At 54.1% G+C, this 25,288-nt stretch carries 23 protein-coding genes; 15 read left to right on the top strand and 8 right to left on the bottom strand.

Going from position 1 to position 25,288, the window contains the following annotated elements:
- Nucleotides 1-4 precede the first annotated feature (4 nt).
- Nucleotides 5-1,423, bottom strand: coding sequence for a GntP family permease (locus tag AC5DDB_RS15755; RefSeq protein ID WP_491740694.1), 1,419 nt, complete (start codon nucleotides 1,421-1,423; stop codon nucleotides 5-7).
- A 229-nt stretch (nucleotides 1,424-1,652) separates the two neighbouring features.
- Between AC5DDB_RS15755 and AC5DDB_RS15750 the strand changes: the two genes are divergently transcribed.
- Genes AC5DDB_RS15750 through AC5DDB_RS15735 form a run of 4 tightly spaced genes read left to right on the top strand, consistent with a single transcriptional unit; the run spans nucleotide 1,653 to nucleotide 5,137 of the window.
- Nucleotides 1,653-2,795, top strand: coding sequence for a hypothetical protein (locus tag AC5DDB_RS15750; protein ID WP_491740693.1), 1,143 nt, complete (start codon nucleotides 1,653-1,655; stop codon nucleotides 2,793-2,795).
- A 55-nt stretch (nucleotides 2,796-2,850) separates the two neighbouring features.
- On the top strand, nucleotides 2,851-4,041 hold the full coding sequence (locus AC5DDB_RS15745) for an outer membrane protein assembly factor BamB family protein (RefSeq protein ID WP_491740692.1): 1,191 nt from the start codon (nucleotides 2,851-2,853) through the stop codon (nucleotides 4,039-4,041).
- Nucleotides 4,042-4,045: 4 nt separating this feature from the next.
- Nucleotides 4,046-4,735 (top strand): tRNA (guanosine(46)-N7)-methyltransferase TrmB, encoded by a 690-nt coding sequence (gene trmB / locus AC5DDB_RS15740; RefSeq protein ID WP_491740691.1) that lies wholly within the window; start codon nucleotides 4,046-4,048, stop codon nucleotides 4,733-4,735.
- A gap of 15 nt (nucleotides 4,736-4,750) precedes the next feature.
- Nucleotides 4,751-5,137 (top strand): VOC family protein, encoded by a 387-nt coding sequence (locus AC5DDB_RS15735; protein WP_491740690.1) that lies wholly within the window; start codon nucleotides 4,751-4,753, stop codon nucleotides 5,135-5,137.
- Between the two features lie 14 nt (nucleotides 5,138-5,151).
- Here the strand turns inward: AC5DDB_RS15735 and AC5DDB_RS15730 are convergent, their stop codons facing one another.
- Together AC5DDB_RS15730 and AC5DDB_RS15725 are read right to left on the bottom strand one after the other, a co-directional pair.
- The gene (locus AC5DDB_RS15730) at nucleotides 5,152-5,556 is read right to left on the bottom strand and encodes a VanZ family protein (protein WP_491740689.1); all 405 of its coding nucleotides are present in this window, start codon (nucleotides 5,554-5,556) and stop codon (nucleotides 5,152-5,154) included.
- Nucleotides 5,553-8,135 (bottom strand): DUF1559 family PulG-like putative transporter, encoded by a 2,583-nt coding sequence (locus AC5DDB_RS15725; RefSeq protein ID WP_491740688.1) that lies wholly within the window; start codon nucleotides 8,133-8,135, stop codon nucleotides 5,553-5,555. Before AC5DDB_RS15725 ends, AC5DDB_RS15730 begins: the two co-directional genes overlap by 4 nt.
- Before the next feature lie 160 nt (nucleotides 8,136-8,295).
- Between AC5DDB_RS15725 and AC5DDB_RS15720 the strand changes: the two genes are divergently transcribed.
- On the top strand, nucleotides 8,296-8,928 hold the full coding sequence (locus AC5DDB_RS15720) for a hypothetical protein (protein ID WP_491740687.1): 633 nt from the start codon (nucleotides 8,296-8,298) through the stop codon (nucleotides 8,926-8,928).
- A gap of 34 nt (nucleotides 8,929-8,962) precedes the next feature.
- Here AC5DDB_RS15720 and AC5DDB_RS15715 read toward each other — a convergent pair whose 3' ends face one another.
- Together AC5DDB_RS15715 and arfB are read right to left on the bottom strand one after the other, a co-directional pair.
- Nucleotides 8,963-10,339, bottom strand: a complete 1,377-nt coding sequence (locus tag AC5DDB_RS15715) for a hypothetical protein (RefSeq protein ID WP_491740686.1) — start codon at nucleotides 10,337-10,339, stop codon at nucleotides 8,963-8,965.
- A 194-nt stretch (nucleotides 10,340-10,533) separates the two neighbouring features.
- On the bottom strand, nucleotides 10,534-10,989 hold the full coding sequence (gene arfB / locus AC5DDB_RS15710; protein ID WP_491740685.1) for an alternative ribosome rescue aminoacyl-tRNA hydrolase ArfB: 456 nt from the start codon (nucleotides 10,987-10,989) through the stop codon (nucleotides 10,534-10,536).
- Between the two features lie 111 nt (nucleotides 10,990-11,100).
- On the opposite strand from arfB, the gene AC5DDB_RS15705 reads away from it, so the two are divergent.
- The 8 genes from AC5DDB_RS15705 to AC5DDB_RS15670 all read left to right on the top strand — a co-directional run bounded on the left by AC5DDB_RS15705 (nucleotide 11,101) and on the right by AC5DDB_RS15670 (nucleotide 18,792).
- Nucleotides 11,101-12,363 (top strand): nickel pincer cofactor-dependent isomerase, group 22, encoded by a 1,263-nt coding sequence (locus tag AC5DDB_RS15705; RefSeq protein ID WP_491740684.1) that lies wholly within the window; start codon nucleotides 11,101-11,103, stop codon nucleotides 12,361-12,363.
- A gap of 140 nt (nucleotides 12,364-12,503) precedes the next feature.
- Entirely contained in the window at nucleotides 12,504-13,571 is a 1,068-nt protein-coding gene (locus AC5DDB_RS15700; protein WP_491740683.1) for a PstS family phosphate ABC transporter substrate-binding protein, read from the top strand.
- Nucleotides 13,572-13,678: 107 nt separating this feature from the next.
- Complete coding sequence (gene pstC, locus AC5DDB_RS15695; protein ID WP_491740682.1) at nucleotides 13,679-14,632, top strand: phosphate ABC transporter permease subunit PstC; 954 nt, start codon at nucleotides 13,679-13,681, stop codon at nucleotides 14,630-14,632.
- The gene (locus tag AC5DDB_RS15690; RefSeq protein WP_491740681.1) at nucleotides 14,629-15,843 is read left to right on the top strand and encodes a PstA family ABC transporter permease; all 1,215 of its coding nucleotides are present in this window, start codon (nucleotides 14,629-14,631) and stop codon (nucleotides 15,841-15,843) included. The genes pstC and AC5DDB_RS15690 overlap by 4 nt, the downstream gene beginning before the upstream one ends.
- 141 nt (nucleotides 15,844-15,984) lie before the next feature.
- Complete coding sequence (gene pstB, locus AC5DDB_RS15685; protein ID WP_491740737.1) at nucleotides 15,985-16,794, top strand: phosphate ABC transporter ATP-binding protein PstB; 810 nt, start codon at nucleotides 15,985-15,987, stop codon at nucleotides 16,792-16,794.
- Between the two features lie 136 nt (nucleotides 16,795-16,930).
- Entirely contained in the window at nucleotides 16,931-17,455 is a 525-nt protein-coding gene (locus tag AC5DDB_RS15680; RefSeq protein ID WP_491740680.1) for an RNA polymerase sigma factor, read from the top strand.
- A gap of 82 nt (nucleotides 17,456-17,537) precedes the next feature.
- A complete protein-coding gene (locus AC5DDB_RS15675) occupies nucleotides 17,538-17,690 on the top strand; it encodes a hypothetical protein (protein ID WP_491740679.1) in 153 nt (50 codons plus the stop codon).
- Between the two features lie 424 nt (nucleotides 17,691-18,114).
- Entirely contained in the window at nucleotides 18,115-18,792 is a 678-nt protein-coding gene (locus AC5DDB_RS15670; RefSeq protein ID WP_491740678.1) for a hypothetical protein, read from the top strand.
- Here the strand turns inward: AC5DDB_RS15670 and AC5DDB_RS15665 are convergent.
- Genes AC5DDB_RS15665 through AC5DDB_RS15655 form a run of 3 tightly spaced genes read right to left on the bottom strand, consistent with a single transcriptional unit; the run spans nucleotide 18,789 to nucleotide 23,265 of the window.
- Nucleotides 18,789-20,006, bottom strand: a complete 1,218-nt coding sequence (locus AC5DDB_RS15665; RefSeq protein WP_491740677.1) for an amidohydrolase family protein — start codon at nucleotides 20,004-20,006, stop codon at nucleotides 18,789-18,791. The two genes, AC5DDB_RS15670 and AC5DDB_RS15665, sit on opposite strands and share 4 nt — an antisense overlap.
- A 21-nt stretch (nucleotides 20,007-20,027) precedes the next feature.
- On the bottom strand, nucleotides 20,028-22,454 hold the full coding sequence (locus AC5DDB_RS15660; RefSeq protein ID WP_491740676.1) for an ABC transporter permease subunit/CPBP intramembrane protease: 2,427 nt from the start codon (nucleotides 22,452-22,454) through the stop codon (nucleotides 20,028-20,030).
- 55 nt (nucleotides 22,455-22,509) lie between these two features.
- Entirely contained in the window at nucleotides 22,510-23,265 is a 756-nt protein-coding gene (locus AC5DDB_RS15655; protein ID WP_491740675.1) for an ATP-binding cassette domain-containing protein, read from the bottom strand.
- Between the two features lie 287 nt (nucleotides 23,266-23,552).
- Here AC5DDB_RS15655 and AC5DDB_RS15650 point away from each other — a divergent pair, with 287 nt between their 5' ends.
- Together AC5DDB_RS15650 and AC5DDB_RS15645 are read left to right on the top strand one after the other, a co-directional pair.
- Nucleotides 23,553-24,461: a sensor histidine kinase gene (locus AC5DDB_RS15650; RefSeq protein WP_491740674.1), complete on the top strand. Its 909-nt coding sequence runs from the start codon at nucleotides 23,553-23,555 to the stop codon at nucleotides 24,459-24,461.
- Nucleotides 24,458-25,186 (top strand): response regulator transcription factor, encoded by a 729-nt coding sequence (locus AC5DDB_RS15645; protein ID WP_491740673.1) that lies wholly within the window; start codon nucleotides 24,458-24,460, stop codon nucleotides 25,184-25,186. The genes AC5DDB_RS15650 and AC5DDB_RS15645 overlap by 4 nt, the downstream gene beginning before the upstream one ends.
- Nucleotides 25,187-25,288 lie beyond the last annotated feature (102 nt).

Genomic DNA, 25,288 nt, shown 5'->3' with positions numbered 1-25,288 from the left:
GCCATTACAGGTTGGTCAGGGGAATGACGGAAGCGAGCAGTAGCGTCATCGCCATACTGGTGAAGCCGAGGACGAGCAATAACGGCGTCCAACTTTTCAAGGCTTCCGTTTCCGTCAACCCGCCCATTTTGGCAAAGATCCAGAATCCGCTGTCGTTCATCCAGGAGCCAATCAGCGAACCCGCACCAATCGAAGTTGCAATATAAACCGTGTTAAACGGCAATTGCGCATCACTAACGATCGCAGCAAGCATACTCGAACCGACAATCATCGCGGCCGTGCTCGATCCCTGAGCGACTTTCAACAAGGCCGCCAATCCGAACCCGAGAAATAACAGTCCATAGCCGCCTGATCCCGAACCCCCAAACATTCCCTGAATCGCGGGACCGATTTCTGCTGCTTTCAGCATCTCCCCAAACGCTTTTCCCGCAGCGGTGATCAAGATGATCACGCCGGCACTCATCAACGCAACTTCCACGATCTTCGCGAACTCTTCCCGACTTGGGCCACGAGTTTTCAAGACGAGCAACATCGCGATTGCCGTCGAGATCATCAATGCAAAGTTCGGATTTCCAACGACGGATGTGTAAAACGTTGCGTCTACCCAGAATCCCGTCGGGTCGGTTCCGTTGGCTTCCGCTGCCGTCAGGGCCGGTTTCGCCATTGTGGTCGCGATCGTATTACAAGCAATCAGCACCACTGGCAACAACACAGGGAGTAAAGAAACGAACAGTCCCGGCAGTTGTTCATCGGACAACGGTTCCTGCTCTTCGACATCGCTGAGTGTCCGCAGCGGGATCTCCATTCGCTTGTCTAACCAGCGGGAAAATGCGATTCCCATCACGGCTGCCGGCAACGCCACTAACGCCCCGATCCCCATCATTAACCCTAGATCGACGCCCAACGAACTGGCCATTACTAGCGGTCCGGGAGTTGGCGGAACCAATGTATGTGTGATCGCACCGCCGGCAGCGATTGCCAATATACACAAAAGATAATTCTTGCCCGTCCGTTTGTAGAATGACCGAGCCAACGGCACGAGCAGATAGAACACCGTATCGAAGAACACAGGCACGGCGAGCACATATCCACTCCCCATCAATGCCCACGGCGATCGCTTTTCACCGAGTAAACGCAGGAAGGCCCGTACGATCCGGTCAGCCGCTCCACTTTCCATCATGCACTGCCCGATCACCGCAGCTAACCCGATGACAATTCCGATATCGGCGGTTGCTCCTCCAAAGGCTCGGGCAATCCGGTCGATGGAATCGGGGAAGTCTTCCGGCTTGTTGACGCAGGCGAGTAAACTCACCACGACCGCCGAAGTCAACAAGGCGAGAAACGCATTGATCCGCAGCCAAATAATCATCCCTAAAACGACGGCAATGCCGATCGCCAGGATGACGAGCGGAGGAATAGACATGGGAAACGCTCCAAGATGATTCGTCAATGATGTGTCGGTGTGAATTGCCTCCGACTATGCGGAAGGGCTTGCGAGCATCGCATAGACGCAATCTGATCGCAAGCGAAGCGCGTAGAGTTCAAACCGAACGCAAGCGTTGATAGAATACGCCGGATTCAAGCGTGACGCCTCTAGATCGATTCGGAGCCTCCTCGGAATGCTCGTACATACTGGTAGGAATGGAAACACCATGCGAAGATTCAGTTTGGCGGGAATTCTCGTGCTGGCAGTGAGTGCTATCGCCTCGGCGGCGGAGACCTCAACACTGCTCGAGCGAATTCGTGGCGTTCAAAAACAAGGCACGGGTAACGTCGCCGCATCGGAGGCACTTCGGGAACTAGCCGGACAAGCCCCGGCGGTCATTCCAGAGATTTTGGCAGCCTTCGAAGACGCCAACCCGTTGGCAACAAATTATCTCCGCAGTGCAGTCGAAACCATCGCCGACCGGGCGGTGATCAATGACGAACCATTGCCGACGGAAAAACTGGTGGCCTTCGTCGAAGACAAGACGAACAACCCACAAGCTCGCAGCCTGGCCTACGACCTACTACAACGCGCCGACGAAGAAACCGCCGACCGGTTGGTACCAGAATTCCTGCAAGACCCGAGTGCAGAGCTACGGCGAATTTCCGTGGCAGCTCGGATTGCCGACGCCAAGAAGATCGACCCGAAAGCAGCGGCAGACAAAGCGAAGACCGTTTATCAGGAAGCCCTTTCGGGTGCGGTCGATCGGGACCAAGTGGAGGAAATTGTCGGACCACTCAAAGAATTCGGTGTCGATGTCGACCTGCAGCAACATTTCGGATTCTTGACGGAATGGAAGATCGTCGGCCCATTTGAAAACCGGGGCGGAGATGGCTTTGCGACGGTCTACCCACCAGAGAAAGAATTAGACGTCGATGCGGAATATCCGACCGAGTACGACCTTGAATACGATCAGCCAACAGTGAAATGGCAACCCGTCTCAACCGACAATGACTATGGCATCGTCGATATCCGCAAAGACCTGACGAACTGGAAAGGGTCCTGTGTTTACGCGACGACGGAGTTCTTTAGCGACGCACCACAGACCGTGCAACTCCGCTTGGGCACGCCGAACGCTTGGAAATTGTGGGTCAATGGAGAGGAACTTTTCGCTCGCGAGGAATACCATCGAAGCACCCGAATGGATCAGTACCGAGTCCCTGCCAATTTCAAAGCCGGTCGGAATGTGATTCTTCTCAAGGTTTGCCAGAACGAGCAAACCCAAGACTGGGCTCAAAACTACCAGTTCCAAATCCGCGTGAGTGACGGTGCCGGCAGTGCGATCCTCCCTTCAGCAAGTCCGAAGTAATTTGCGTGTTTCCTGGTCCTCCCAATTGCAGATTCCCTCTCAAAGGAACAACCTCATGCGAAACCGCATTTGCTTGACATTGATGATCCTGTCCGTGGCAACCGTCGCCCATGCTGATTGGCGACAATTCCGCGGCAACGCGGTCGATGGTGTCGCGGAAGATTCGAACGCACCGGCTTCACTCGATGACACGGCTTGGCAAATTGATCTCCCAGGACGGGGTTTGTCCGGTCCGATTGTCGTCGGGAACAAGGTGTTCGTGACCGCCAGTAGCGGACCGCAGCAAGACAAGATACACGTCTTGTGTTTCGATGAAGAGTCCGGCGACCAACTTTGGGAACGCAAGTTCTGGGCAACCGGTCGAACCGGCACGCACGACAAAATGTGCAACGCCACACCGACCCCTTGCAGCGACGGCAAGCACGTGTTCGCGTTCTTTTCGTCGAACGATTTGATCGCGTTGGACCTGGACGGCAATCTCATGTGGTACCGCGGTTTGACGTACGATTATCCCAACGCGAGCAACAGTCTCGGGATGTCTTCGTCGCCCATCGTAATCGACGAAACTGTCATCTGTCAGGTCGAAAGCGATGCGGAAGCGTTTGCAGTTGGTATCAACGCGACGACTGGCGAAGAACGATGGAAAATCGAACGCCCCCGGAAAGCCAACTGGACTTCACCGTGCGTGTACGCGGCTGACTCTGATCATCCACTCGCGTTGTTGCAATCTTCGGACGGTCTGACGGCTGTGGAGCCGAAAACCGGCGAAGTTGTGTGGAACTACAGCGACGGCGCCTCCACAATTCCGTCGTCCGTGGTGGCGGCCAATATCATTTACGTCCCTTCCAACGGGATCACAGCGTTGAAACCGATCGCGGAGAGTTCAGCACCGGAGATCACATGGCAAGAAGGTGGGTTGTCACCATCGACACCGAGTCCATTGGTCTATGAGGGACGTATTTATACGGTCAACCGCAGTGGTGCTCTGACGTGTGCAAACATCGAAACCGGCAAACGCGAATGGCAACTCCGCCTGCGAGGACCATTCAGTTCCAGTCCGATCGCTGCCGCTGGAAAGTTGTACTTCTTCGGAGAGCGTGGGGATGCCCAGATCGTGGAACCGGGTGAGAAACGTGGCGAAGTTGTTTCCGAACGCAAATTCGAGGCGACTTTCCTCGCCACCCCCGCTATCAGTCAGGACGCAGTGTTCGTCCGCAGTGACGAGCACCTCTGGAAAATCAAATAATTGGATGATGAAGAAACTGGTTCAACAAGATATGTCTGACGAAGGTGTTGCGATTGCTCAACAACAGCCCCCCACCGAGGATCTCAGTCCTTGGTTTCACACACTCTACGATTACGAGTACCCACTTGATTGGTCCACGGTCTTCGGCAACGATCATCCCGTGGAGATCGATGTCGGCTGCGGTCGGGGCTTGTTCGTGGTGACGGCGAGTGAAGCCAATGCCGACGTCAATTACCTGGGAGTCGAAGTCGACTACCGAGAGGCTCGTCGCGGAGCGAAACGCCTTAAGAAACGCGAACAACCAAATGCGCGTATTATCGGCGGAGATGTGGAAACGTTGTTCCGCAAGTACGTGCGTCCGCAGTCGGTCGATGCAGTACACGTCTACTTCCCCGATCCTTGGTGGAAACGCAAGCACCGCTCCCGACGCGTGTTCAACGACAAATTTCTCGATCTCGCCGTGCGGGTCTTGAAACCTGAGGGTTTTCTGCACTCTTGGACCGATGTCGAGGAGTACTTCGGCGTAATTACATCACTCGTCAACCACGATTCGCGGTTCCAGAGTCTTCCGACTCCCGTCGAGAAAACACCCGAACACGACATGGATTACCGCACTAGTTACGAACGTAAGAAACGCAAGGCGGGTTTGCCGATTTATCGTGCCCAGTGGCAACTCAAAAGCGAAACGACTTAACCGGAACATCCGAAAATGAAGCTTGAACACTTAGCACTGAATGTTCCCGAACCGAACGAAATGGGACGTTGGTACGTTTCGCACCTCGGGTTGACCGTCAAGCGTAAACAAGTCGAGCCGCCGTATGGTCATTTCTTGGCAGATGACAGTGGCACGGTCATGATCGAAATTTACCGCAACCCCGACGCGGACATGCCGGATTATCAGGCTCTCGATCCGTTTGCGTTTCACCTGGCGTTTGTATCGAACGACGTATCCGCCGACACCAAACGCTTGGCGGACGCCGGCGCCACGGTTTACCGGGACCCGCAAGACGTGGGCGGCGGCGATGAAGTTTCGATGCTCCGCGATCCTTGGGGCGTGCCCATTCAACTTGTGAAACGCGGTCAAGCGATGATTTGAGTTGGCATCAAACGCTAATGAGAATCGTTCTGCCAACGCCGCTTGAAGACCAGCCAAGCGGCTAGTCCAACCGTGGTACCGATCACATCTGCGATCCAATCCCGCCAATCTCCAGTGCGGGTCGGGATTGGAATCTGCAGCAACTCGTCGAGCATCGCGTAGCAGATACAAACCAGAAAGATCTTCCAGCTGGCTTGCCAACTGTCGATCGTCATCAAAGCGGATAACAAAAACGCAAGTCCGGTGTAAATTCCCATATGCACGACTTTGTCCGCATGCGGGAAAGATGCACCCGTGTCGGGAAAGGGAAGGTGTGTCAGCAAGAACACACCAATCCAGTAAGTGATTAAACCCCACTTAAGCCAGACCGACCGTTGCGGTGAGTTGTCGTCCGGTGTTTCCTCCATGCTCGAACTCATCGGACCCGATTCAGATCAAATTCTTCGCCCCCGTTGTAAGTGCTGATCGCTTCCAACACTGTGGGGTCGATGTCTTTGGAAATGGCACGCACACTCCCGTCGACAAAGCCAGCGTTCATGATGCTTGGGAACGGCGAACCGATCCCGTCTGGGCCGTCGATATATGGTTGCTGTTTGAAGCCGCGGACTGTCGCCGATCCACCGGCCAACCATGACCCGTAAGGCTCGACGGCTTCGGTAATCATGAGTGTCGCGGCCGTGCCATCACCGGCTGAAATGTCGTCGAGCGAGACTTTTCGGTTGTATCCGAATACACCGGCACGTGGATGCTTCGCCGGCAGTGTTTCGCAGTCTTTGCCGTAACCGGCAATGCCCACATAGTTTGTCGCACCGAATGTTTCAGTGGTCACCGCAGCGGGATTGATAAACGTGGGAATCTGCACTTCGGAAAACGGTTTATTGGCGTCGGAGTCCCACGCTTCCGCCTGTTTGAGTTCTCGGAAGATGGCTTGTTGTTCGATGTTCGCCAAGATTTGAACAAGCCAACTCAGGCGTTTTTCCGGTTTCAGATCGTCATTGGGAATTGTGCCGGTTGGGAGTTCACCGGCATGGCTCGATGCAAAGTTCATGACGGCAAGGGAAATATTCCGCATGTTGTTTTGCGACTGCGTCCTACGAGCGGCGGTTCGCGCGGCCTGCACCGCTGGCAATAACAATGCGACGCCCACCCCAATGCCGCCCACAATCAACACTCCCGACGGGTCCGCAGCAGCTCCGCGTGAAAGATAATGATAGCCACCATCAACCTTCTCGACCGTTGTCATCGTCGGAAACAACGCCTGAACCACCAGTTCCGCTGGGGGAAAATCGGCGATGTCGAGTGGAACGTCCACGTCATCTCCGAAGAGTCCCGACTCCCGCAGTCCGAATTTTGCGAGACCGGCAATTGGGGGCAACAAACCGCTGACGACTTCATACGCCGGTCGGATATCTAATCCCGACATGCCTTGGAAATTTTTGGGGAGATTCTTCGTCGTCGCTTCGGGTAGGTCCGAAGCGGACCAGTGCGGCAGCTTCCCTTCTTGTCGCAGGAAGAACGCTTCGACAGTCTGAGGAATATTGCCCACGACCAGCCAATCATCGCTCACTGAGAACGAAACGATCGGCGAATCCTGTCCGGGTACCAAACCCATTGATAACGACGCGATTTCACGCCCACGCACGTTTGACTCATGGAGTCGCACGATTCCATTGGGAATTTTCGTTACTAGCGAACGGAGCATGCTCCGCAGTCCCGAGCGGGCTTTCTGAGGATCTTTCACAGAAATGGCGGACGCGTAGGCTTGGCTGAAAGTGGATTGATTGCCATCAAGATAGAAACAACTCTTGTCGCCCAATCCAGCCAGGAAGTCGCGTTGCAAATCGAAGCCGACACCATCGACCGCTTCATTCAGGAATTGCTCGACTTGTTGTCGAGGTTCGTCGGGAAGGAACTCGATCAGTTCGCGAGTCAACTTGACCGTTGCAGTTGACATAGCAGAAAGATCGACGGATGCCGCTTGAAATCGGCTGACATTGGCCGGCAACTTCGGAAGGTCGGCCAGCGTCAGTTTGCCGCTGGGAGCGTTCATCGCAAACAGCCCGCGGGGTTCGCCGGTGTATTCCACAAATGTGTCGGACCAGATCGCTTCGCCGTCGATACCGCATTGCACGATGGTGGCACCGAGCCCGTCAAAACCTAACACCGACAACAAATCACCCACTCGACGTGGTTGACCATTGGCATCGGGAGCGGAACCGGGAATCGCGATCCGCGAGACCAATTGCAAGACCTCGTCGAATTCGAACCAAGCCAAATTAGTCCGCGTGAACGACTCGGGACGTTGGCCGTACTTCTTCCAAAGCGGGTGTGTCTCCAAGTTCTCGGCCGCCCCAGAAGAGACAGCTGCGACTTGTCCGACGGCGTTGATTCCCGTTGTGATCACCAAGTGGGAGCCCTTCGTCCACCAGCCCACTTCAATCCCAGGAGTGTTGGGGACCGGGATGATTCCCGAGGTGACTTCCTGTCCGGAGACCTCTTTCGTGGTGAATTCGATCCCTTCCTCTGCTGCGAGGGCCTGAATTGCCGGTCCGATCACACGTTCCAACTCGGCGGCTTCGTGAAGCACTACCGTCAAATTGGGGATCGGTGGACCGGGCGGTCCGGGTAACGAAAGAGCAACCGATAACCCGTGCTGCTCAATATGACGTAACGATCGCAAGATCGGATTAGCGGCAGGTCCGATCTTGCTCAACGTTTCCACAAATGCCTTGCGAATTGTGGGCATCAATCCGGATTTTTCGAAGGCTTCGTACGCGGCGGTTTGCTGATACGCTTGGCGATGAGCTGCCGCCCCGTCACATTGGGTGAAGAAAATCGCTCTGGCGGGGATCAGCGACTGGGGTGAAACTTTTTCGCCAGCCGCGGTCTGTCTCGTGGCGTTCGATTGCTGGGCGAACGGTGTGGTACTACTCCACACCAGCCCAATCAAAGCAACCGCCAAACATGTCCAGGCGATTCGAGACTGTGAACCTGTCATGATGTCTGCTCCCTGTTAACTCGCGAATTGGCCCGTTCCGGGACAGTTGCCTATCGACGCCGATGATAGCGAATTTTTCGTCGGGTGGTACAATCCGATGAAACTTTGTTTCCACAGCACCGCGATCGTATGACCGTCTTATGGAGTTCAAGGAGTAGCTATGCCCAAGCGAAAGTCGCAAGATAGTTCGGAGTCCGTAGACGATGTCGATTTCGCGATTTCCGTACCTGCCGGCAGTGACGGAACAGTAACCGCTCGAAAAGCCGGTGGCATTGCCGACTTGGAACTCTCCATTTCGCCCACGGTTTTGGGCGAAAAGAAAGCGATGCAGAACCTTAATAAAGCCGTCAATTTGGCACTCAAGTCGGACTTCATCGAAACGGACCTCGACGAGATCTACAAGGGTGCCCGGATCTACGACGGTGCTGTGCGGATCATGCACGTGGACTACATCGGACTTGGCGACGGAATTTTCGCAAATGTCGGCAAGACCGCCCGGTCGTTTTCCCTGACGTTCAAAGGTCCAGACGCCGGTTCACCGGAAGGTAAAGAACTGATTGAAGAAAATGGCGGCGGGGCGATTAGCGGCGTCCTGAACTTGCTGGGTCGGAAGCTCAACTTCTTGCAGGAGTTTGAAGACAAGGTCCCGATGTATACCGAGCAGATGCTCGACCGACTGGAAGCGAAACGTGTCATCACTGATTGGAATCGCGACGAGTGGGAAATCGGCACGACTTTCATCGGCCTCGATATTATTCTCACTCCGCGCGTGGTAAACGAGGAAGACGTATAACGCCAGCACCGTTCCGCAAAGTCGGCTTACTAGCTTATTCGGCGACAGCCGGTGGAAACGACTCCACATGGGCTGCCGGCTGCGGGGCGTGTCGAGGCGAGACAGCAGGCTTCTGGGTCAAGTCCCCAAAATCCCCCATCTCATCAACGAGTTGTTGCAGTTCCTGAATATAGGATTCCAGACGTTGTAGTTCTTCGAGTTCCCGGTCGAAGTCGACATTCGACCGCTCTCGATAACCCTGACGAATAACTCCGCGAGTGTTGGACGCAGAAAGGGGCACCGTGTTCTGGCTAGCCGCGTACAACGACTGACCAAGCGGCGTCAACGACTCTGCGGAGACGTTGACCAGTTGGATTCGTCCGCAGCTGATCGACGCTTCGCTTTGCGGCGTTTCTGCAACGTCAACGGTGCCATCGGTGTGAACTGTCAACTTGTGACAGTCTGCCGGAATCACAATGGGCGGTTCGAACTGCCAGAATGTGTTTCCGATTCGCATTCCCAACACGCCATCTTCTTGGGTCATCCGCACATTGCGTGTCAAACTCACGTCGTCACCGGATCGCAACTCAAACCACTCCGGCCCGTCGACTGCCAAGTCCCACATCGAAGCAGACTTCTCGAGTTGCCCCAGTGACACGTCGACTCGCGTTTCTGCGAGAGCACCACCGGATCCAAGATAAACCTTTGCCGAGGGCGATTGGTAAGCGGTATCTTGCCAGACAAGTTCCAGCCGTTTGAAGCCGGGCGTCATCGAATTGACGAGATTGTTCGCCAACACCCGATGGGCCAAACGCAGGTCCCGGAGACTGGTTGCAATCACCTGGGTCGATTCGCTGACAGTCGACGATGGCATCGGCGACAAACTCTTTGCCGGCTCGGGAAGGAACAGCGGATCTGGCGGAAGAATCGCCGGGTCCGGCAGGTCGAATTCGCCGAGGGAACTTGGAGGGGAGAAGTCGATAGCCCGTCGAAGTTTCAGGATCTCACGAGCCGCGTCGATAGGAAGGTCTTTCAATTCCGAACGCCAGACATCCATTTCTGCAGGTGTAGGATCGGCGATCTCTTGTCGGATCAAATCGTCAACCGGGGAGGGGTCTTCGATAAATTGCAGGTCGTCTGTCGGTGGTGGAACCAAGTGGTTGGGTGGAATGGCTGACGGAGACAACTGAGGTGGAGCTTGCGCAACGATGACGTCTTGGGCATTCGCAGAACTCGCATCCTCGACATCAAACAGTGCCAGTTCACACGCATCTTCCGCGACAATCTCCACAGGGTCCGTTGCGGGAACGGCCAGTTCGGTCGCATAGACTTCATGAGTCGTGGGCTGTGTCGGATGCGGGCGGCTACTAATCAAAACCGCCAACGCGAAACCGGCCAGCATGCTCAATGGGTATCCAACCCGGTGCAACATCCGTGACATCGCCATCATAAACCCCCGCGTGAGAATCTCCGTATTCCGCATGGGGCAGAAGATAGCGGGAATCGGGCGATTTGGGCAAGATCAGTCAATTATTCACTGATGGCCAAGATGAGCTCACCGAGTTCCTACAAATTCTCAGGACACGTGAACGGGACGTTCGTCGAAACTCATGGATCGAAAATCTGTTACTCCGAGAGTTTCGGTTTCTTCCGTAATGACTTTCGTTGAGAACGCTGCTTTTTGGCTTTGATGCGACGTTCCTTCGAGGCTCGGGAGGGTCGTGTTCGCTTACGTCGTTTCGGCGGATCGACCACGCTGTCGATCATCTCGCTGAGTTTATCGTAACAATCACCCACATTCCGGGCTTGATCACGATACCGCTCGCTGGTGATAAGTAGCTCACCTTCGTTGGTCATGCGTGATCGCCACTGTTGCACAAACCGATCCCGAATACGCTCCGGCAGGCTTTCCGATTCGCCGACCGGCCAGCGAAGTTGAACCTTCGTGGCGACTTTGTTGACATTCTGACCACCCGGTCCGGAACTTCGCACAAAAGTCAGTTCAAATTCCGTTGTCGGAATCTCGAATCCGGGACGGACAATCACTGTTGGATCATCACGGGTATGATTATGTCGAGGCATGACGTCGATCTTTCCAGTTGATCGGTTCGTTACGGCGAAAGTCGGTCGGAGTGGCGATTACCTATGTTCCGTTCTACACTAACGGGAACGGAATCCCACACGCGGTGACTCATGTTACTTCCTTCTATGTTCCACGTCCGCCAAAAATTCACTGCCGTTCGGGTGGACGACGTCGAAACCGAAACCACTCGGCAGATGAAATCACTCGGACTCGAGCGAATCGTTTCGCCTGGCGAGAGTGTGGCGATACCGGCGGGTAGCCGTGGGATTGCAAATATCGATGTGATTCTGCGAACGATCGTGCGTTTCTTCCAAAGTTTGGGAGCAGAACCCTTTATTGTACCGGCCATGGGCAGTCATGGCGGTGGAACGGTGGAAGGGCAAACGTCGATTCTTTCCGGTTATGGGATCACAGAGGAATTCCTGGGCGTGGATATTCGGGCGTCCATGGAGACTATGATTGTCGACCAAACACCGCAGGGCATTCCTGTCCATTTTGACCGGCATGCGTACCAGGCAGATCATGTTTTCATCTGCGGACGAATCAAACCGCACACCGGGTTTGTCGGCGAGATCGAGTCCGGCCTGCATAAAATGATGCTCATCGGCCTCGGCAAACATGAGGGTGCAAAGATTTACCACCGGGCTATTCAAAGCTACAGTTTTATGGAGATCATTCAGTCTGTCGCGGAAATCGTGCTGCAGAAGTGTGGTGTGATCGGTGGGCTGGCAATTGTCGAGAATGCTTACGATCAGACAGGCTTACTGGAAGCGGTTGCTCCACAGAATTTCCAAACCCGCGAACCGGAGTTGCTGAAGTTATCCCAGCAATGGTTGCCTCAGCTGCCGTTTCGAGAAGCCGATCTGCTAATTGTCGAGCGAATCGGCAAAGACATCTCGGGCACGGGGATGGATACGAACATCGTTGGACGCAAGTTCAACGATCATGTCGCAATGGATGGTGACAATACCAAGATCAAACGGATTTTCGTACGTGCGTTGACGGAAGCCACTCATGGCAATGGAACAGGGATTGGAATCGCTGAATTTGCCAGTCGTCGTGCATTGGACCAGGTGGATTGGAATATCACTCGCATTAACGCCATCACCGGCGGTCATCCGACCGCAGCCATGACACCGTTGGCGTGGGATTCCGAACGAGAAACCCTTGAACATGCGTTACAAACCGTTGGATTGGTCGAACCGCACGAAAGTCAGATTATACGGATTCGTGACACCCTACATCTGGACGAAGTGTGGGTCAGCGAGGCATATTCTCACGAGCTTTCAAGTCGCACCGATCTCGAAGTCATTGACGGACCAACACCATTGGCGTTCGATGCGGCAGGCAATCTCGAAGCCATTGAAACTTGAAAGCTCATCAAATCTTAACATTGGGGCTATTGAATAATCTCGGTCACCCGATAGTCTGTCGGTCGTCTGGACGAGACGCACGATGAACTTTCACACCGATGGATTCGGTCGGCAACCCACATTCTCCCGAAAGACGTTCCATGAAATCCCCTATGACTCCCCGTTGGGCCAGCGCGTTGCTTGCTGCCGCCCTGATTCTTCCCGCTTTTGGCTGTAGTGGTAGCTCGACTCCCGAAGGAGAAAATGGCGGAGACGGCAGCCTCAAGGAGAACCTGAAAGGTGAGATCACCATCGACGGCTCCAGCACCGTCGCTCCGATCAGCAGCAAAGCGCAAGAGAAGTTTGCGGAAGCATACGATAATGTCAACGTCTTGGTGAGCATCACCGGCACGGGCGACGGATTCAAACGGTTTGGCGCTGGCGAAACCGATATCTCGGACGCTTCCCGCCCAATCAAACCTTCCGAATTCAAGCTCTGCCAAGAAAACAAGATTGAATTCATCGAAATTCCCGTCGCCTACGATGGTCTGACGATCGTCGTCAATAACGATAACGATTGGGTCGACCAGATCACCGTTGAGCAACTGAGAACGATTTTCGGTGCGGACACCGCCCCTAAGACTTGGAAAGATGTCGACCCGAACTGGCCAGCCGAACAAATCAAAATCTTCGCTCCTGGCACCGAGTCCGGAACATTCGACTACTTCAACGAAGTCGTGCTCGAAGATGCCAAAATGCGGAGCGACATCGCCCCGAACGCCGACGACAACGTGATCGTCAACGGCGTCAAAGGCAACAAGGCTGCAATCGGATTCTTTGGCGCGTCTTACTACTTCAACAACGAAGGCGACCTCAAGGCATTGGCCGTCGTCAACCCAGAGACGGACGAAGCTGTGAAACCATCAGCCGAGACCATCGAAAACGGCACCTATGCACCATTCAGCCGTCCGCTGTTTATCTATGTCAAAAAGAAGGCTTTGGACCGGCCAGAAGTCGGACTGTTCGTGAAATTCTACCTCGAACACGCAGCCGAAATGGCTTCCGACGTCTACTACGTTCCGTTGCCGAAAGACCTCTACGAAGCCGCCAAGAAAAACGTAAACGGCAAGAAAACTGGAACCCATTATCTGACCGAGGAAGGCGAAAAACGGAAAGGGTCCTTGAAAACCCTCTTCGTGGATGAAAACCTCGTCTCCGAGCTGGACTAAATGATTGGCATATTGCGGTTCCACTTTTGAGAGTGGCGTGCTATGGGGCATGCGACTCTCAAAAGTGTTTTATCTGGTTTACTTGTTATCAACCTGTGATTGGCCTTATGGCTTACGAAGTGCCGCTGCGAAAAGCAGCGAACCAACCGGCAATCAACAAGGCAAGGCAACTTCGCCAATGGCGTGAGACCGGTATTTTGACCGGACTGGTGGGAGCGGCTGGGTTCTCGATTTTCACTACGGTTGCCATCATCGGAATTCTATTCGTCCAAAGTGTCCACTTCTTCGGCATGCCGGAAGTCACTCTGAGCGAATTTCTCTTCACGTCAAAATGGCCGGTTCTCATCGGCAGCGACGATAACTACGGGATTTGGCCACTCATCTGCGGTTCGTTGCTGGTGACGATTATCGCGATGGTGGTAGCTCTGCCACTCGGTTTGGTCACTGCGATCTACCTCAGTGAATACGCACCGCGTGGATTGCGAGCCGTGCTCAAACCGACATTGGAAGTGCTTGCGGGCATTCCAACGGTGGTCTACGGATTCTTCGCTCTCACATTTATCACGCCGATGATTCTGCAAAAGATCGATCCGGCGTTTAACGGATTCAATGCGACCAGTGCAGGCATTGCAGTCGGGATTCTTTGTTTACCGATCGTCACCTCGCTGACCGAAGACGCCTTGCAATCAGTTCCCCGAAGTCTCCGCGAAGGTGCTTACGGTTTAGGGGGAACCAAGCTGGATGTCTCCGTCCGCGTGGTTGTTCCCGCTGCGTTTTCCGGTTTGATCTCAGCGACGTTACTCGCATTCGCTCGGGCGATGGGCGAGACGATGATTGTCGCATTGGCCGCCGGCCAGCTACCGCAAGTCACGCTCGATCCGCGAGACCAAATCGAAACCATGACGGGTTTCATGGTGCGAGCTGCCAAAGGCGATATCACTCACACAGGGGCTGCATACTACTCGCTGTACGCCGTGGCCGGCACTTTGTTCATTATTACATTTGCTCTGACCGTCATTGGTCAATTGATCCGACGACGCTACCGGGAGGAGTACCGATGACCCCAGCGATTCTCTCCGATCCCGAAAAACGTCAGTCCGCTCTCCGCTCGACGACAGCAAGACAGTGGAAAAACCGTCTGTTTGTCTATTTTTGTACGGTTGTCGCGGGCTGTTCGGTTCTGATTCTGTTCATTCTACTGGCGGCGATTTTCGCGCAGGGACTTCACTTCCTGAACTTGGATTTCCTCCAGCGACCCGCAAGTACCGAACCCGCTAAAACCGGCGTTTCTACCGGTCTTGTCGGCACGCTGATGGTGTGCAGCGTGTGTGCGATTTTCACGTTGCCATTGGGAGTTGCGACGGCGATCTTCCTTGAGGAGTATCAACCTCGATCACATTTCTTCCAGAAAATTCGCGGCTTTATTCAATTGAATATCACCAACTTGGCTGGTGTTCCATCTGTGGTTTACGGAATTCTGGGCCTAACGGTTTTCGTAAACCTATTCGGTCTTGCTGGGAGTCCGTCGCAGCCGGCTTTCGAGTTTGGAGCAACTCATTTCTATCAGTATTTGAATCTCGAGTCGGATGAACCCCAAATCGTGCGAATTCCGGTCGAGAACTCTGAGCAACCGCCACCGGAATTGCAGTCGGGGATGTTAGCGTACACCGGAAACGGCCGGGCGGTGAAACTGAATGTCATTTCCAGCGACGCAGACTGGCCGGACGATCCGAAACTGGCTGTTCGCACGCTACGAGTCAACGAAACAGGCGGCCTCCAAACCGACACCGAGTGGTATCACTTTCGGTTACCCTTCGGACGCAGTGTGTTGGCAATGGGCCTGACGTTGATGCTCGTCGTGTTGCCCATTCTGATCACTGCATCCCAGGAAGCACTTAGAGCCGTGCCATTCTCACTACGTGAGGGAGCGTTCGGTTTGGGAGCGACTCGCTGGCAGACCGTTCGAAATGTCACCTTGCCAGCGGCTATTCCAGGTATCATGACCGGCTCGATTATCGCCATGAGCCGGGCCATCGGCGAGGCAGCTCCGATCGTGATCATTTCCGGCGTCGCCTTCATGACTTCAATGCCCCATAGTTTGATGAGCGATACGCCTGTCCTCCCGTTACAAGTCTTTTACTGGTCGGGACAAGCCGTAAAAGAATTTCATGATGTCGCTGCTTCGGGTATTATCGTACTGTTGGGAGTGTTGTTGCTGTTCAATGCGGCAGCGGTCATCCTGCGTCAAAAATTGCAGAAGCCTTTGTCTTAACGGTCTTGATCTCCGAAAGAGTTGATTTCGATGACGACTCCGCAGCCGAACGAACCGGCCCCGAATCTCGCGACCCGGGAATCCGTCAAACCGTCCAATGGCTCCGATCCGGACTCACGATCGGCTAGCGGATTGCACAATATGTCCCAAGCGCTTCAGACCAACTTGCAAGCGCCCAGGAGTGCCGAGATCGAAGCTGCACAGGCTGTCGAGGTGCGTCGCTTCAATGCGTGGTACGGTGACTTCCACGTGCTCCACAACATCAATATGAGCATACCGGAACGTCGTGTGACGGCGTTTATTGGGCCGAGTGGCTGTGGAAAGAGCACGTTCTTGCGGTGGATCAATCGCATGAACGACACCGTCGAAGGTGCCCACGCAAAAGGTCACCTCAAACTCCATGAGTTAGACTTGCTCGATCGGCGGACGGATGTGGTGGACTTGCGTCGTCGAGTCGGCATGGTCTTTCAGAAGCCGAACCCTTTCCCGAAAACGATTTACGATAACATCGCCTTCGGACCGCGTTTGCACATGAAAGTCAGCAAGTCCGAAATGGATGAGCTTGTGGAATGGTCTCTCAAGAAGGCAGCTTTGTGGACAGAGGTGAAGAATCGCCTACACACCTCGGCCTTGGGATTGTCGGGCGGACAGCAACAGCGATTATGTATTGCTCGTGCCATCGCGATTGGTCCTGAAGTTCTGTTGATGGACGAACCAGCGTCCTCGTTGGACCCTAAAAGCGCGGCCGCGATTGAAGAACTGATCTCCGAGCTTCGCCAGGAATACACGATCGTCATCGTGACCCACAGCATGCAACAGGCCGCTCGTACGAGTGACTACACCGCGTTTCTGTATGAAGGCGTCCTTGTCGAGTTCGGCCCGACGCAAAAAATCTTCACCAACCCTGAATGTGAAGAGACCGAGAACTACATTACCGGACGTTTTGGTTGATTTCGCAGTTTCGTCTCGGTTTTGTGGTTAGGTTCTCGGCATACGACCGTCTTGAAGGTCGGATGTTGAGATTTACGATTAGGTCCGCGTTGTAGACGGTCGGCGGTTTCAGTCCGATCTGGCGACCGGATCAGGCATGACACACGAACACACTGATTTCGGATCAGCTTCGGTTGAATCCATCTATCTCAGTTTGTCGAAAGAACTTTGGGCGATCTTCTACGCGCACTGTAATGAGTCGGAGTTGGCCTACGACGCGGTTCAGGAAGTCTTTGCGCGATTGCAACAGCAGGATCGGTCCTCAATTCGAGATGTGAAATCCTGGTTGGTGAGAGTCGGTCGAAACTGGTTACGTGATTTCGCTCGTCACCGAAAGATCGCTGCCAAATCGGTCGATTTTTTAGACGGAACGCCAGCAGGCACGCAAACGGCCAGTGAAAACCTGCTTAGTCAAGAACAACACGCAATCGTCAGGCAATCTTTAGAGACGATGTCGACGGAAGATCGAACAGTGCTCGTTTACCGATATGCGATGGGATGGTCTTCGCAAAAAATTGCAGATGAGTTGAATACGTCCGCTTCAGCCGTCGACATGCGATTGTCGCGAGCACGAAAACGACTGCGTCGTCTATTGGAGCAAGCAGGGGTGGATTCGGAATGACGTCCTCTTCAGATTCGCATGGTTGGAATGATGATCAGTTGGACGATCTGCTGACGAGGTTCTACGAACAGGAAACTCCAGCATGTCTCCGTTACCAGATTTCAAGTCAGAGCGAAGTCAGCAAGTCTCCTACGGCCCAAACATCGCCGCCACGAAAACGCCGGCCGATGCTGCACGTTGTGGCTGCACTGCTTGTTCTCGCAAGCGTCTCGACTTGGCTGTGGTGGCCGTTTAAAGATTCCGGTCGTCAAACCTCTGACACAAACGAGCAGCCCACTGCGACAGGTGAACAGAAAACCGCTCCTGCAGAAACGTTGAGACGAACGGTACCTGCACGCTTGACCGGTCCGCAGATTGCTCCTTCTTCTGATATCCCGGAATGGGAGATTCAAGTTTTTCCGATCGACGAAGAGGCATTCGCTCCGGCAGATCAAATACCTGCGGTTGCCGAACCATCATCTCGCCGGTTGAACGACTGATTCGAACCACATTTCTGAGTTTCGACTTTTCATTTGTCTCCTCTCTCCCGTATGATTCGTATCACGCGCGGTCTATGCGCAGTCTGGTACGCAGCACGGCTGTCGTTTTCATTTTCATGTGGCTATTTTCTCTTTTACAGCCACAATGCCGATCGGCATTCAACTACGGGTTGTCAATTCATGCAACGGTTGACTCTTGGGATCATCACAATTGCGTTCGGCTTCACCGGATGCGATCGATTTGAAGCCGCCGGTTCGCCAAAGAATTCGGCACCGTCGTCCACTGCCGTCGCAAAAGATGTCGCAACAAAACATCCCGGATGGACGACGTCCACGACCTTGAGCGTTGCCGAAGCTTCCTGGCTCATTCCGCAGGCGGCGTCATGTCCACGAGAACAATTTCAGCAGGTTCTCGAACAGCCGCCGACTTTGCTTTCGGATATCGAAAATCAAAATCTGACCGTATTGCTACTTGCCTACGATCCCAATTTGGTTGCACAGTCGGACCCCGCTGCCCTTGATGAATTTCGCTATACAAGTCCGTTTGGCGCGAAAAAAGATGACATCGTCGAAGCCGTGTACGGCGATGGAACCCCGTCGTATGCTTCGGTCATTCGTCCGACTTATATCACGGATTGCACGTGCCGATCGGATGGGGATGAAGCGACTGGCGTGGTCTCGTTTCGGGCGGTCGGGGTCTTTGAAGGACGTTGTCGCTACACAGCGACTCGCGTGGATGGGAAATGGCAAGTCGTCGAGTTCTATCTCCCGTCCTATCAAATCCGTACTCGTCGACAAGCCGACGGCGTCTGGCGGATGGTGGAAACTCCGGTCCCGACCGGTCCACCGAGCTATTAAGTTCTATCTTGCGTTCTTGACTGCATGACCTCGTCTAAGGAACCGCATCGGCCTTCCGAATGAAAAAGCGACGCATAGGGATCACGACCAACTCTCTCAGGCAAATGGACGAGACTCAACTGGTCCGTCCGTCGGTTCGTAATCTCTGGTGTCGTCTGGTTTGAGCCGACCAACCCCGCTTCCCCCGCGACCGTGACCATCTCCAAAATGCTGGCAGGTGATGCTTCGGGATGTTGACGATAGAGGAACTTGGCTTCCTCCCAAACATTCAAGTCGGGATTGGATGCTCGGCTGTCAGTCCCCAAGGCTACTCGCACGCCATTCGCAATAAAAGTTTGCCAAGGGTGTGATTCATGCCCAAAGAATGAATGTGTTCGCGGGCAGTACACCACCGTCATGTGTTCGCAGTCTGACAAAAAATTGATTTCGTCAGCGTCGAGATAATTGCCATGGATGATCAACCCGCGATCTGCGTGGGACAACTGCCGTAATTCATCGAGTGGACGTCGTCCGCCAAACAATTCGGCCGAGAACAGCCCGAACTCTTCAAGCATCACTCGAAATTCGCCGGTTCCATCGCTCAGCAGTTCTCGCTCCGCGAGCGTTTCGGCCACATGCATGGCCACCGGTCGGGATACGTCCCTTGCAACTTGCACGATATCGCGGAGCAAATCGGGATGGACACTGTACGGAGCATGCGGACTCAGTGCGTTGATACAAGTCGAATTGTCAGTCGGATGGGCCACATGTGCACGGGCGATTTCGAGTTGATCCGCGATCGAACTGGCAGTCAAACCGAGCAACTCTCGAAAGACGACCGAACGAGAAGGTGCATCGCGATAAACCGGGAGATCTCCCGTCGTGTTGATCTCTCCGACGAGCGTGGTACCACTTCTACTAACTTCCTTCAGCCCTGCAGCGATGATCTCCGCTGTGGGCATCGTCCGCGTTCGACGGTGTTGCAGAAGTGCCCGAATCCAGCCGGTGAACGGTTCAGCAGGAGTTAAGGGAATTTCCAGATCGCTGAATTCCAGGTGCGTGTGGGCATTCACGACGCCTGCAATCAACGCAGCGTTCACGCTGCAATCGATGTCGGCAGTGTGACTCGTGGTCACATCCGAAACGTGTCCATCTTCGAAAGTGACGATCGCGTCCTCGATCGGCGACTGACCGGGAGGGAATACCCAGCGAAACCGCACACGAAATCGGTCCATCGCGAATTCTTCTTCCAGACTTCAAGAGACGCCAAGGGCCGATCGTTCCATCGGTTTCGTCGTGGAATCCGCAGCATACGGGTCGGTCACGACCGGCATCGCACGGGGATCCGACCGTTTCGAAATCAGCCAGCCGATCCCGATCGTCGCTCCAACAGCAGCGAGCATCAACAATGGCCAACGATAGGTAATGCCGTCTTCGCCAGTCTGGAAAAACCACTTCATCACCGGCGACTCGAGTGTCGCGACGACCGGCTCTGACGTCGCGTATCGAGTAATGACCACATTTAGTGCGTTGAATAGAAAGTGGAAAACGATTGGCGGCAACAGGCTCCCGCCACGGAAAGCGATGAGCCCCAGGACCAATCCCATCAGCGAGGCGTAAAAGACTTGCTGGGGAATCATGTGCATCATGCCGAAGGCAATCGCGGATAATGCCATCGCCAACCCGACTCGGCGTGACCGGCTCAAACCGCTCAGAATGAATCCGCGAAATGCAATTTCTTCACAGATCGCGGGAGCAACGGCGAATGCCAACAGTAACAGCCACAAAGGTTGTTGATCACTCGACATCGTCTGCATTGCTCGAATTACCCCCGGCGGAAGCGGCGGGAAAAACGGATCGAGCAGTGTCATTATTTCTTTGACGAGCGGATGTAGGAAGAAGGGCAGAATCGCGGCAACGCCCAGCACCGACCAGGACGGCATCCGCAGTCGAAACGTCCGTCGGAAGTCCGTCGTAAACATGACACCCATGAGCAAGGCAGGTGTCGCAACGAGGGCAACTTGCTGAATCAGCAATAACTGCAGCCCCCTGATTCCGGTTGGGTCTTGGGCACTCGCCAGGGCGGCTTGCTGCATGAACTGCATCGAGAAGAACTGCAGCATCATGATTAGCCCAAAGCAGCAAAACGCTTCCACGAACGATGGCGTCGCTTCCTTATCCCGGAATAAGTGACGCAGCCAAAGACGCAAATCGAACCGCTCGGCTTCTCGGAAGAGGACGGTTTCTTTCGAAAACTGTTCGATGGCCCACCACAACGCCAGCAAACTATAACCGACGCTCCCTAACAACACTGGCAGTGCATACGTGATTGCCAGTGTGCTCGTCGGGTCAGCGAGCACTTCTTTGAGTAGCAACGCGACCCCCACGATCGGCAAGAACACATGCAGTGGCGAAATTTCGATTCCGGGAGACAGGCAGAAGACCGTTAGTCCCATCGTCACGAGCAAAAGTGGCGTTAGATAGTATTGCCCTTCCTTTGTACTGCGGGCGAAGGTCGCGAGCGATAGACAGAGTGCACTAAACAGGCTTGCCAACGGAATCAAAAGAACAATCATCCACACGATCGCCGCGGCGGACGGGGGAGCCAAATTCCCGACTTTCTCCAGCATACCGTTCTGAGCCACCGAGGCCATATAACGGCTCGTGAACCCCATACTGGCCAGGTTCAATAAGGCCGTCGACATGCTAAAGAGCAACACCGTGAGAAACTTACCGATCACAATCTCCCCGCGTGCGGCGGGACTGATGAGCAGTGTTTCCATTGTGCCGCGTTCTTTTTCACCGGCGGCTAAGTCAACGGCCGGATAGAATGCTCCGGTAACCGCCATAATGACGAGAATCGCAGGAAAAAACTGACTCCAGACAAACGCGGACCGTTGTTTGTCCTCAGCTAAATCGACCTGAATCGGATTGACGGGTTGCGGCAGCGACTTCGGCAACGATGCTTCGACCAAGCGTTGTTCGAGGACGGCTTCCTCCCAACGATCCAGAATCCCCCGGACACGTCGAGCCGCCACCATGGACTTTTCGTCGGCACTGTTCTTGATCACATAAGGCCGGTCGTTGGAATCCAGTTCGGTCGACTCCCGAGCGGCAATCTTCTGGTTCAACTCGTGGATACGGTCGCCAAACCCTTCCGGAATCAACAGCACGACATCGGCCCCGACGGTCAGGTCCGCCAAGTCGTTCTTGAGTTTCTGAATCTGCGACTGCTGCGGGAAATGGTCGCCGCTCTCGGGATTCTCTTCCAGCCAGGTATCTTTCAGTTCGCCAAGTTCGCGGATCTGACTCACGAGTCCTCGGATGTCGGCCTCATTCGCCAAAATGCGTTTCAGCTGATCTTTTTGCTTCAACGACTTGGTCGATTCCTCGTCAGCGATCACTTGGAGGGTCGACACCTCGCTTGGTGATTCGAAATAGCGGGCGTTGAAATTGCCCTTCTGAATAAGACGAAGCTGCGGTGCAGTCGGCAAATCGTCAGCCCCGAGGACGACCACCGTGCGTGCTTGGACGTTAAACAGGAGCATCATTTGCACCATGCCTAACCCGAGCGCGGGGTACAGCAAGATCGGCAGCACCGCAACCATGAACAACGTCCGCCGGTCGCGCAATTGATCGCGGACCTCGCGGGTGAAGATCAAACGTATGTTCTTCCAACGCATCAGTCGATCCACCCTTTTCTTACCAATGTCGCATCCATCAAGTGTGTGCGTGTGGTTATTCGGTCAACGCCTTTGCGCGATCGTGCTCGGTGATGAGATCGAAAAACAACTCTTCGACATCCTGCTCATGATGTTGTTCCTCGAGTTCCTCTTTCGTTCCCATCGCCAAAATGCGACCCCGGTGAATAATCGCGATTCGATCACAGAGCTTCTCGACTTCCCGCATGATATGCGTGGAGAAGATGATGCATTTCCCTTGCTCACGAAGCATTGCGATTTGGTTCAAAACGTTCCGAGCCACGAGAATATCTAACCCCAAGGTCGGCTCGTCAAAAATGAGCACGGGTGGGTCGTGGATAATCGTTCGGGCAATCGAGACTTTTTGTTTCATCCCGGTCGACATTTTGGAACCAAGCACGTCGGAGAAATCGTGAATCTGTAGCGTATCGAAGATGGTGTTAATGCGTTCTTTCAGCGTTTCTTCATCCAAGCCGTAGAGTCGGCCAAAGTACTCCACCATTTCGAATGCTGTCATGCGATCGTAGATTCCCGTGTTCCCAGAAAGGAACCCAATGTTGGCGCGAACGTCTGCGGGGTTCGTCGCCACATTGTAACCGGCGACTTCCGCAAGTCCGCCGCTCGGTCGCAATACGGTACTCAGAATCCGTAAGCAGGTGGTTTTCCCGGCACCGTTCGGTCCCAGCAAACCGAAGATCTCGCCAGGACGGACGTCGAAGCTGACACCGTCGACGGCATTCACCTTCGCCGACGGGTCGTTGAACCGTTTGGTCAAGTTTTGGACATGAATCATCGAACGCTCGTCCTATTTCTCAAAGGGCGTGCTGATCCAGTAAGTTTAGCACACTTGCTGTCATCAGGCATCATGTTCTCGCCAGTTCCCGGCAATCGTTAGGCGCATCGATATCAGTGAAGGAGGCCACTTTCAGACGACCATGTCAGATGATCTATGAAACGCAGCGTCAATTTTTTGCTCGCCGATCGTTTTTCCATTCATTTTGGCCTGTTAAACTGACAGAGGCTGACTGGCCATCTCATTTTTTCCAAGATTCTAGAATTGTTTGCGTCCGGTTGTCGCAAATGCCCCCGTTGAGACGAAAACGCCGCACACTCCATTGGCCGATCACAATCAGCATTTCGCTGATGATGTTGAACATTGCGCTGATGATCGGATGGATCGTGTTGGCGGCCAGTTTTCAGGAATGGCCGGTTTTAACCATTGGCACGGTCGCATTCGCGGTGGTCTTGGTCGGTTTGACGTTCTACATGGTGCTGACGATCAAAGAAGTTCGCGTCAGCCAGCAGCAGTCCAACTTTGTCGATAGCGTCACCCACGAATTGAAAACGCCGATCGCATCGTTGCGGTTGTACCTCGAAACGCTTCAGATCCGGAATCTCGACGACTCGCAACGCAATTCCTTTTACAACGTGATGGAAGGAGAACTGCGACGGCTGGATCAGTTGATCAGCCATTTGCTCGAGGTCGGTCGTTTGGATGAATTAGGACGCGAGACCGAACCGGAAGACATCGATGTGCCGGAACTTCTGAAGAAGACTGCCGAGACCGCCTGTGTGCGTCATAAGATCGATAGTGAAAATGTGATGGTCTACAACATGCAGCAGTGCGTTGTTCATGGGCGGCGATTGCTTTTGGAAACGATCTTCTCGAATCTGCTCGACAACGCGATCAAATACGCCGGCACTCCCCCGAAAGTGGTGGTCGAAGCCGTCGGACGCGGTCGTGACCGTGTGATTGTCCGCATTATCGACAACGGAACCGGTGTGCCGGCCAAGTTGCGGAAGAAGATCTTTCAAATCTTTTTTCGCGCCGGCAACGAATTGGAACGCAAGCAAAAAGGTACCGGCCTAGGGCTATACATTGTCAAAACCCTGGTCGGATTTCTGAAAGGACGCATTCAAGTTCGCGAAGGTCCAGACCAGATTGGCACAATCTTTGAAGTCGATCTGCCCGGGAGGACCGTGGAATGAGAATTTTGATCGTCGAAGACGAAGACGCAATGGCGACCGGCCTAAAATTCAACTTCGAGCAAGAAGGCTACGAAGTGACCCACGTGGCGGACGGACGATCGGCGGTCGACCTCTTCGAACAACAAGAGCTGCCGTCCGATTTCGATGTCATTGTGCTCGACCTGATGTTACCCGGCATGAGTGGCTACGAAGCGTGTCGTCGAATTCGCGCGTTGCGACCGGACCTTCCGATCTTGGTGCTGAGTGCTCGCTCATTGAGTGAAGACCGCTCGGCCGCCTTCGATGCGGGAACCAATCAATACCTGACAAAACCCTTCGATCTGCGGGAACTACTCAGTCGTGTTCGCAATCTGGTCAATCAACGCTCGCATCATGCACCGTCGGAAGGTCCTGCGAAAGGGGAGCAAGTCCAAGACCAAATTTACGAGTTTGGCAATGTCCGCTTCGATCTCGGCCGATTTGAATTGACTGTCGGGGAGACGGTGCATGAACTCACAGGTCGTGAAGCCGAGTTACTCAATTATTTCATCGAACATGAGGGCCGCGTCCTGAGTCGCTCGCGAATTCTCAAAGATGTTTGGGGCGAATCCGAAGAGTTGGCAACGCGAACGATCGACAATTTCGTGCTACGGTTGCGAAAAATGTTAGAACCAAATCCTGCGGAACCGTGTTACATCCTTTCGGTCCGAGGCACCGGCTACCGTTTCGTCAAACCCGATGTATAGTCCACGCTGTGAAAACTCGGCTTTGATTCCAATGCGTCAACAGTTATCGTTTGCACAATTCATCACACGCGTCCGTGAGAATTGACGAGCTTGGCTGGAGTG

It is taken from the genome of Thalassoroseus sp. (assembly GCF_984380535.1).
The sequence above is the reverse complement of the archived record's forward strand: the minus strand, read 5'-3'. Positions and strand labels throughout refer to the sequence as shown.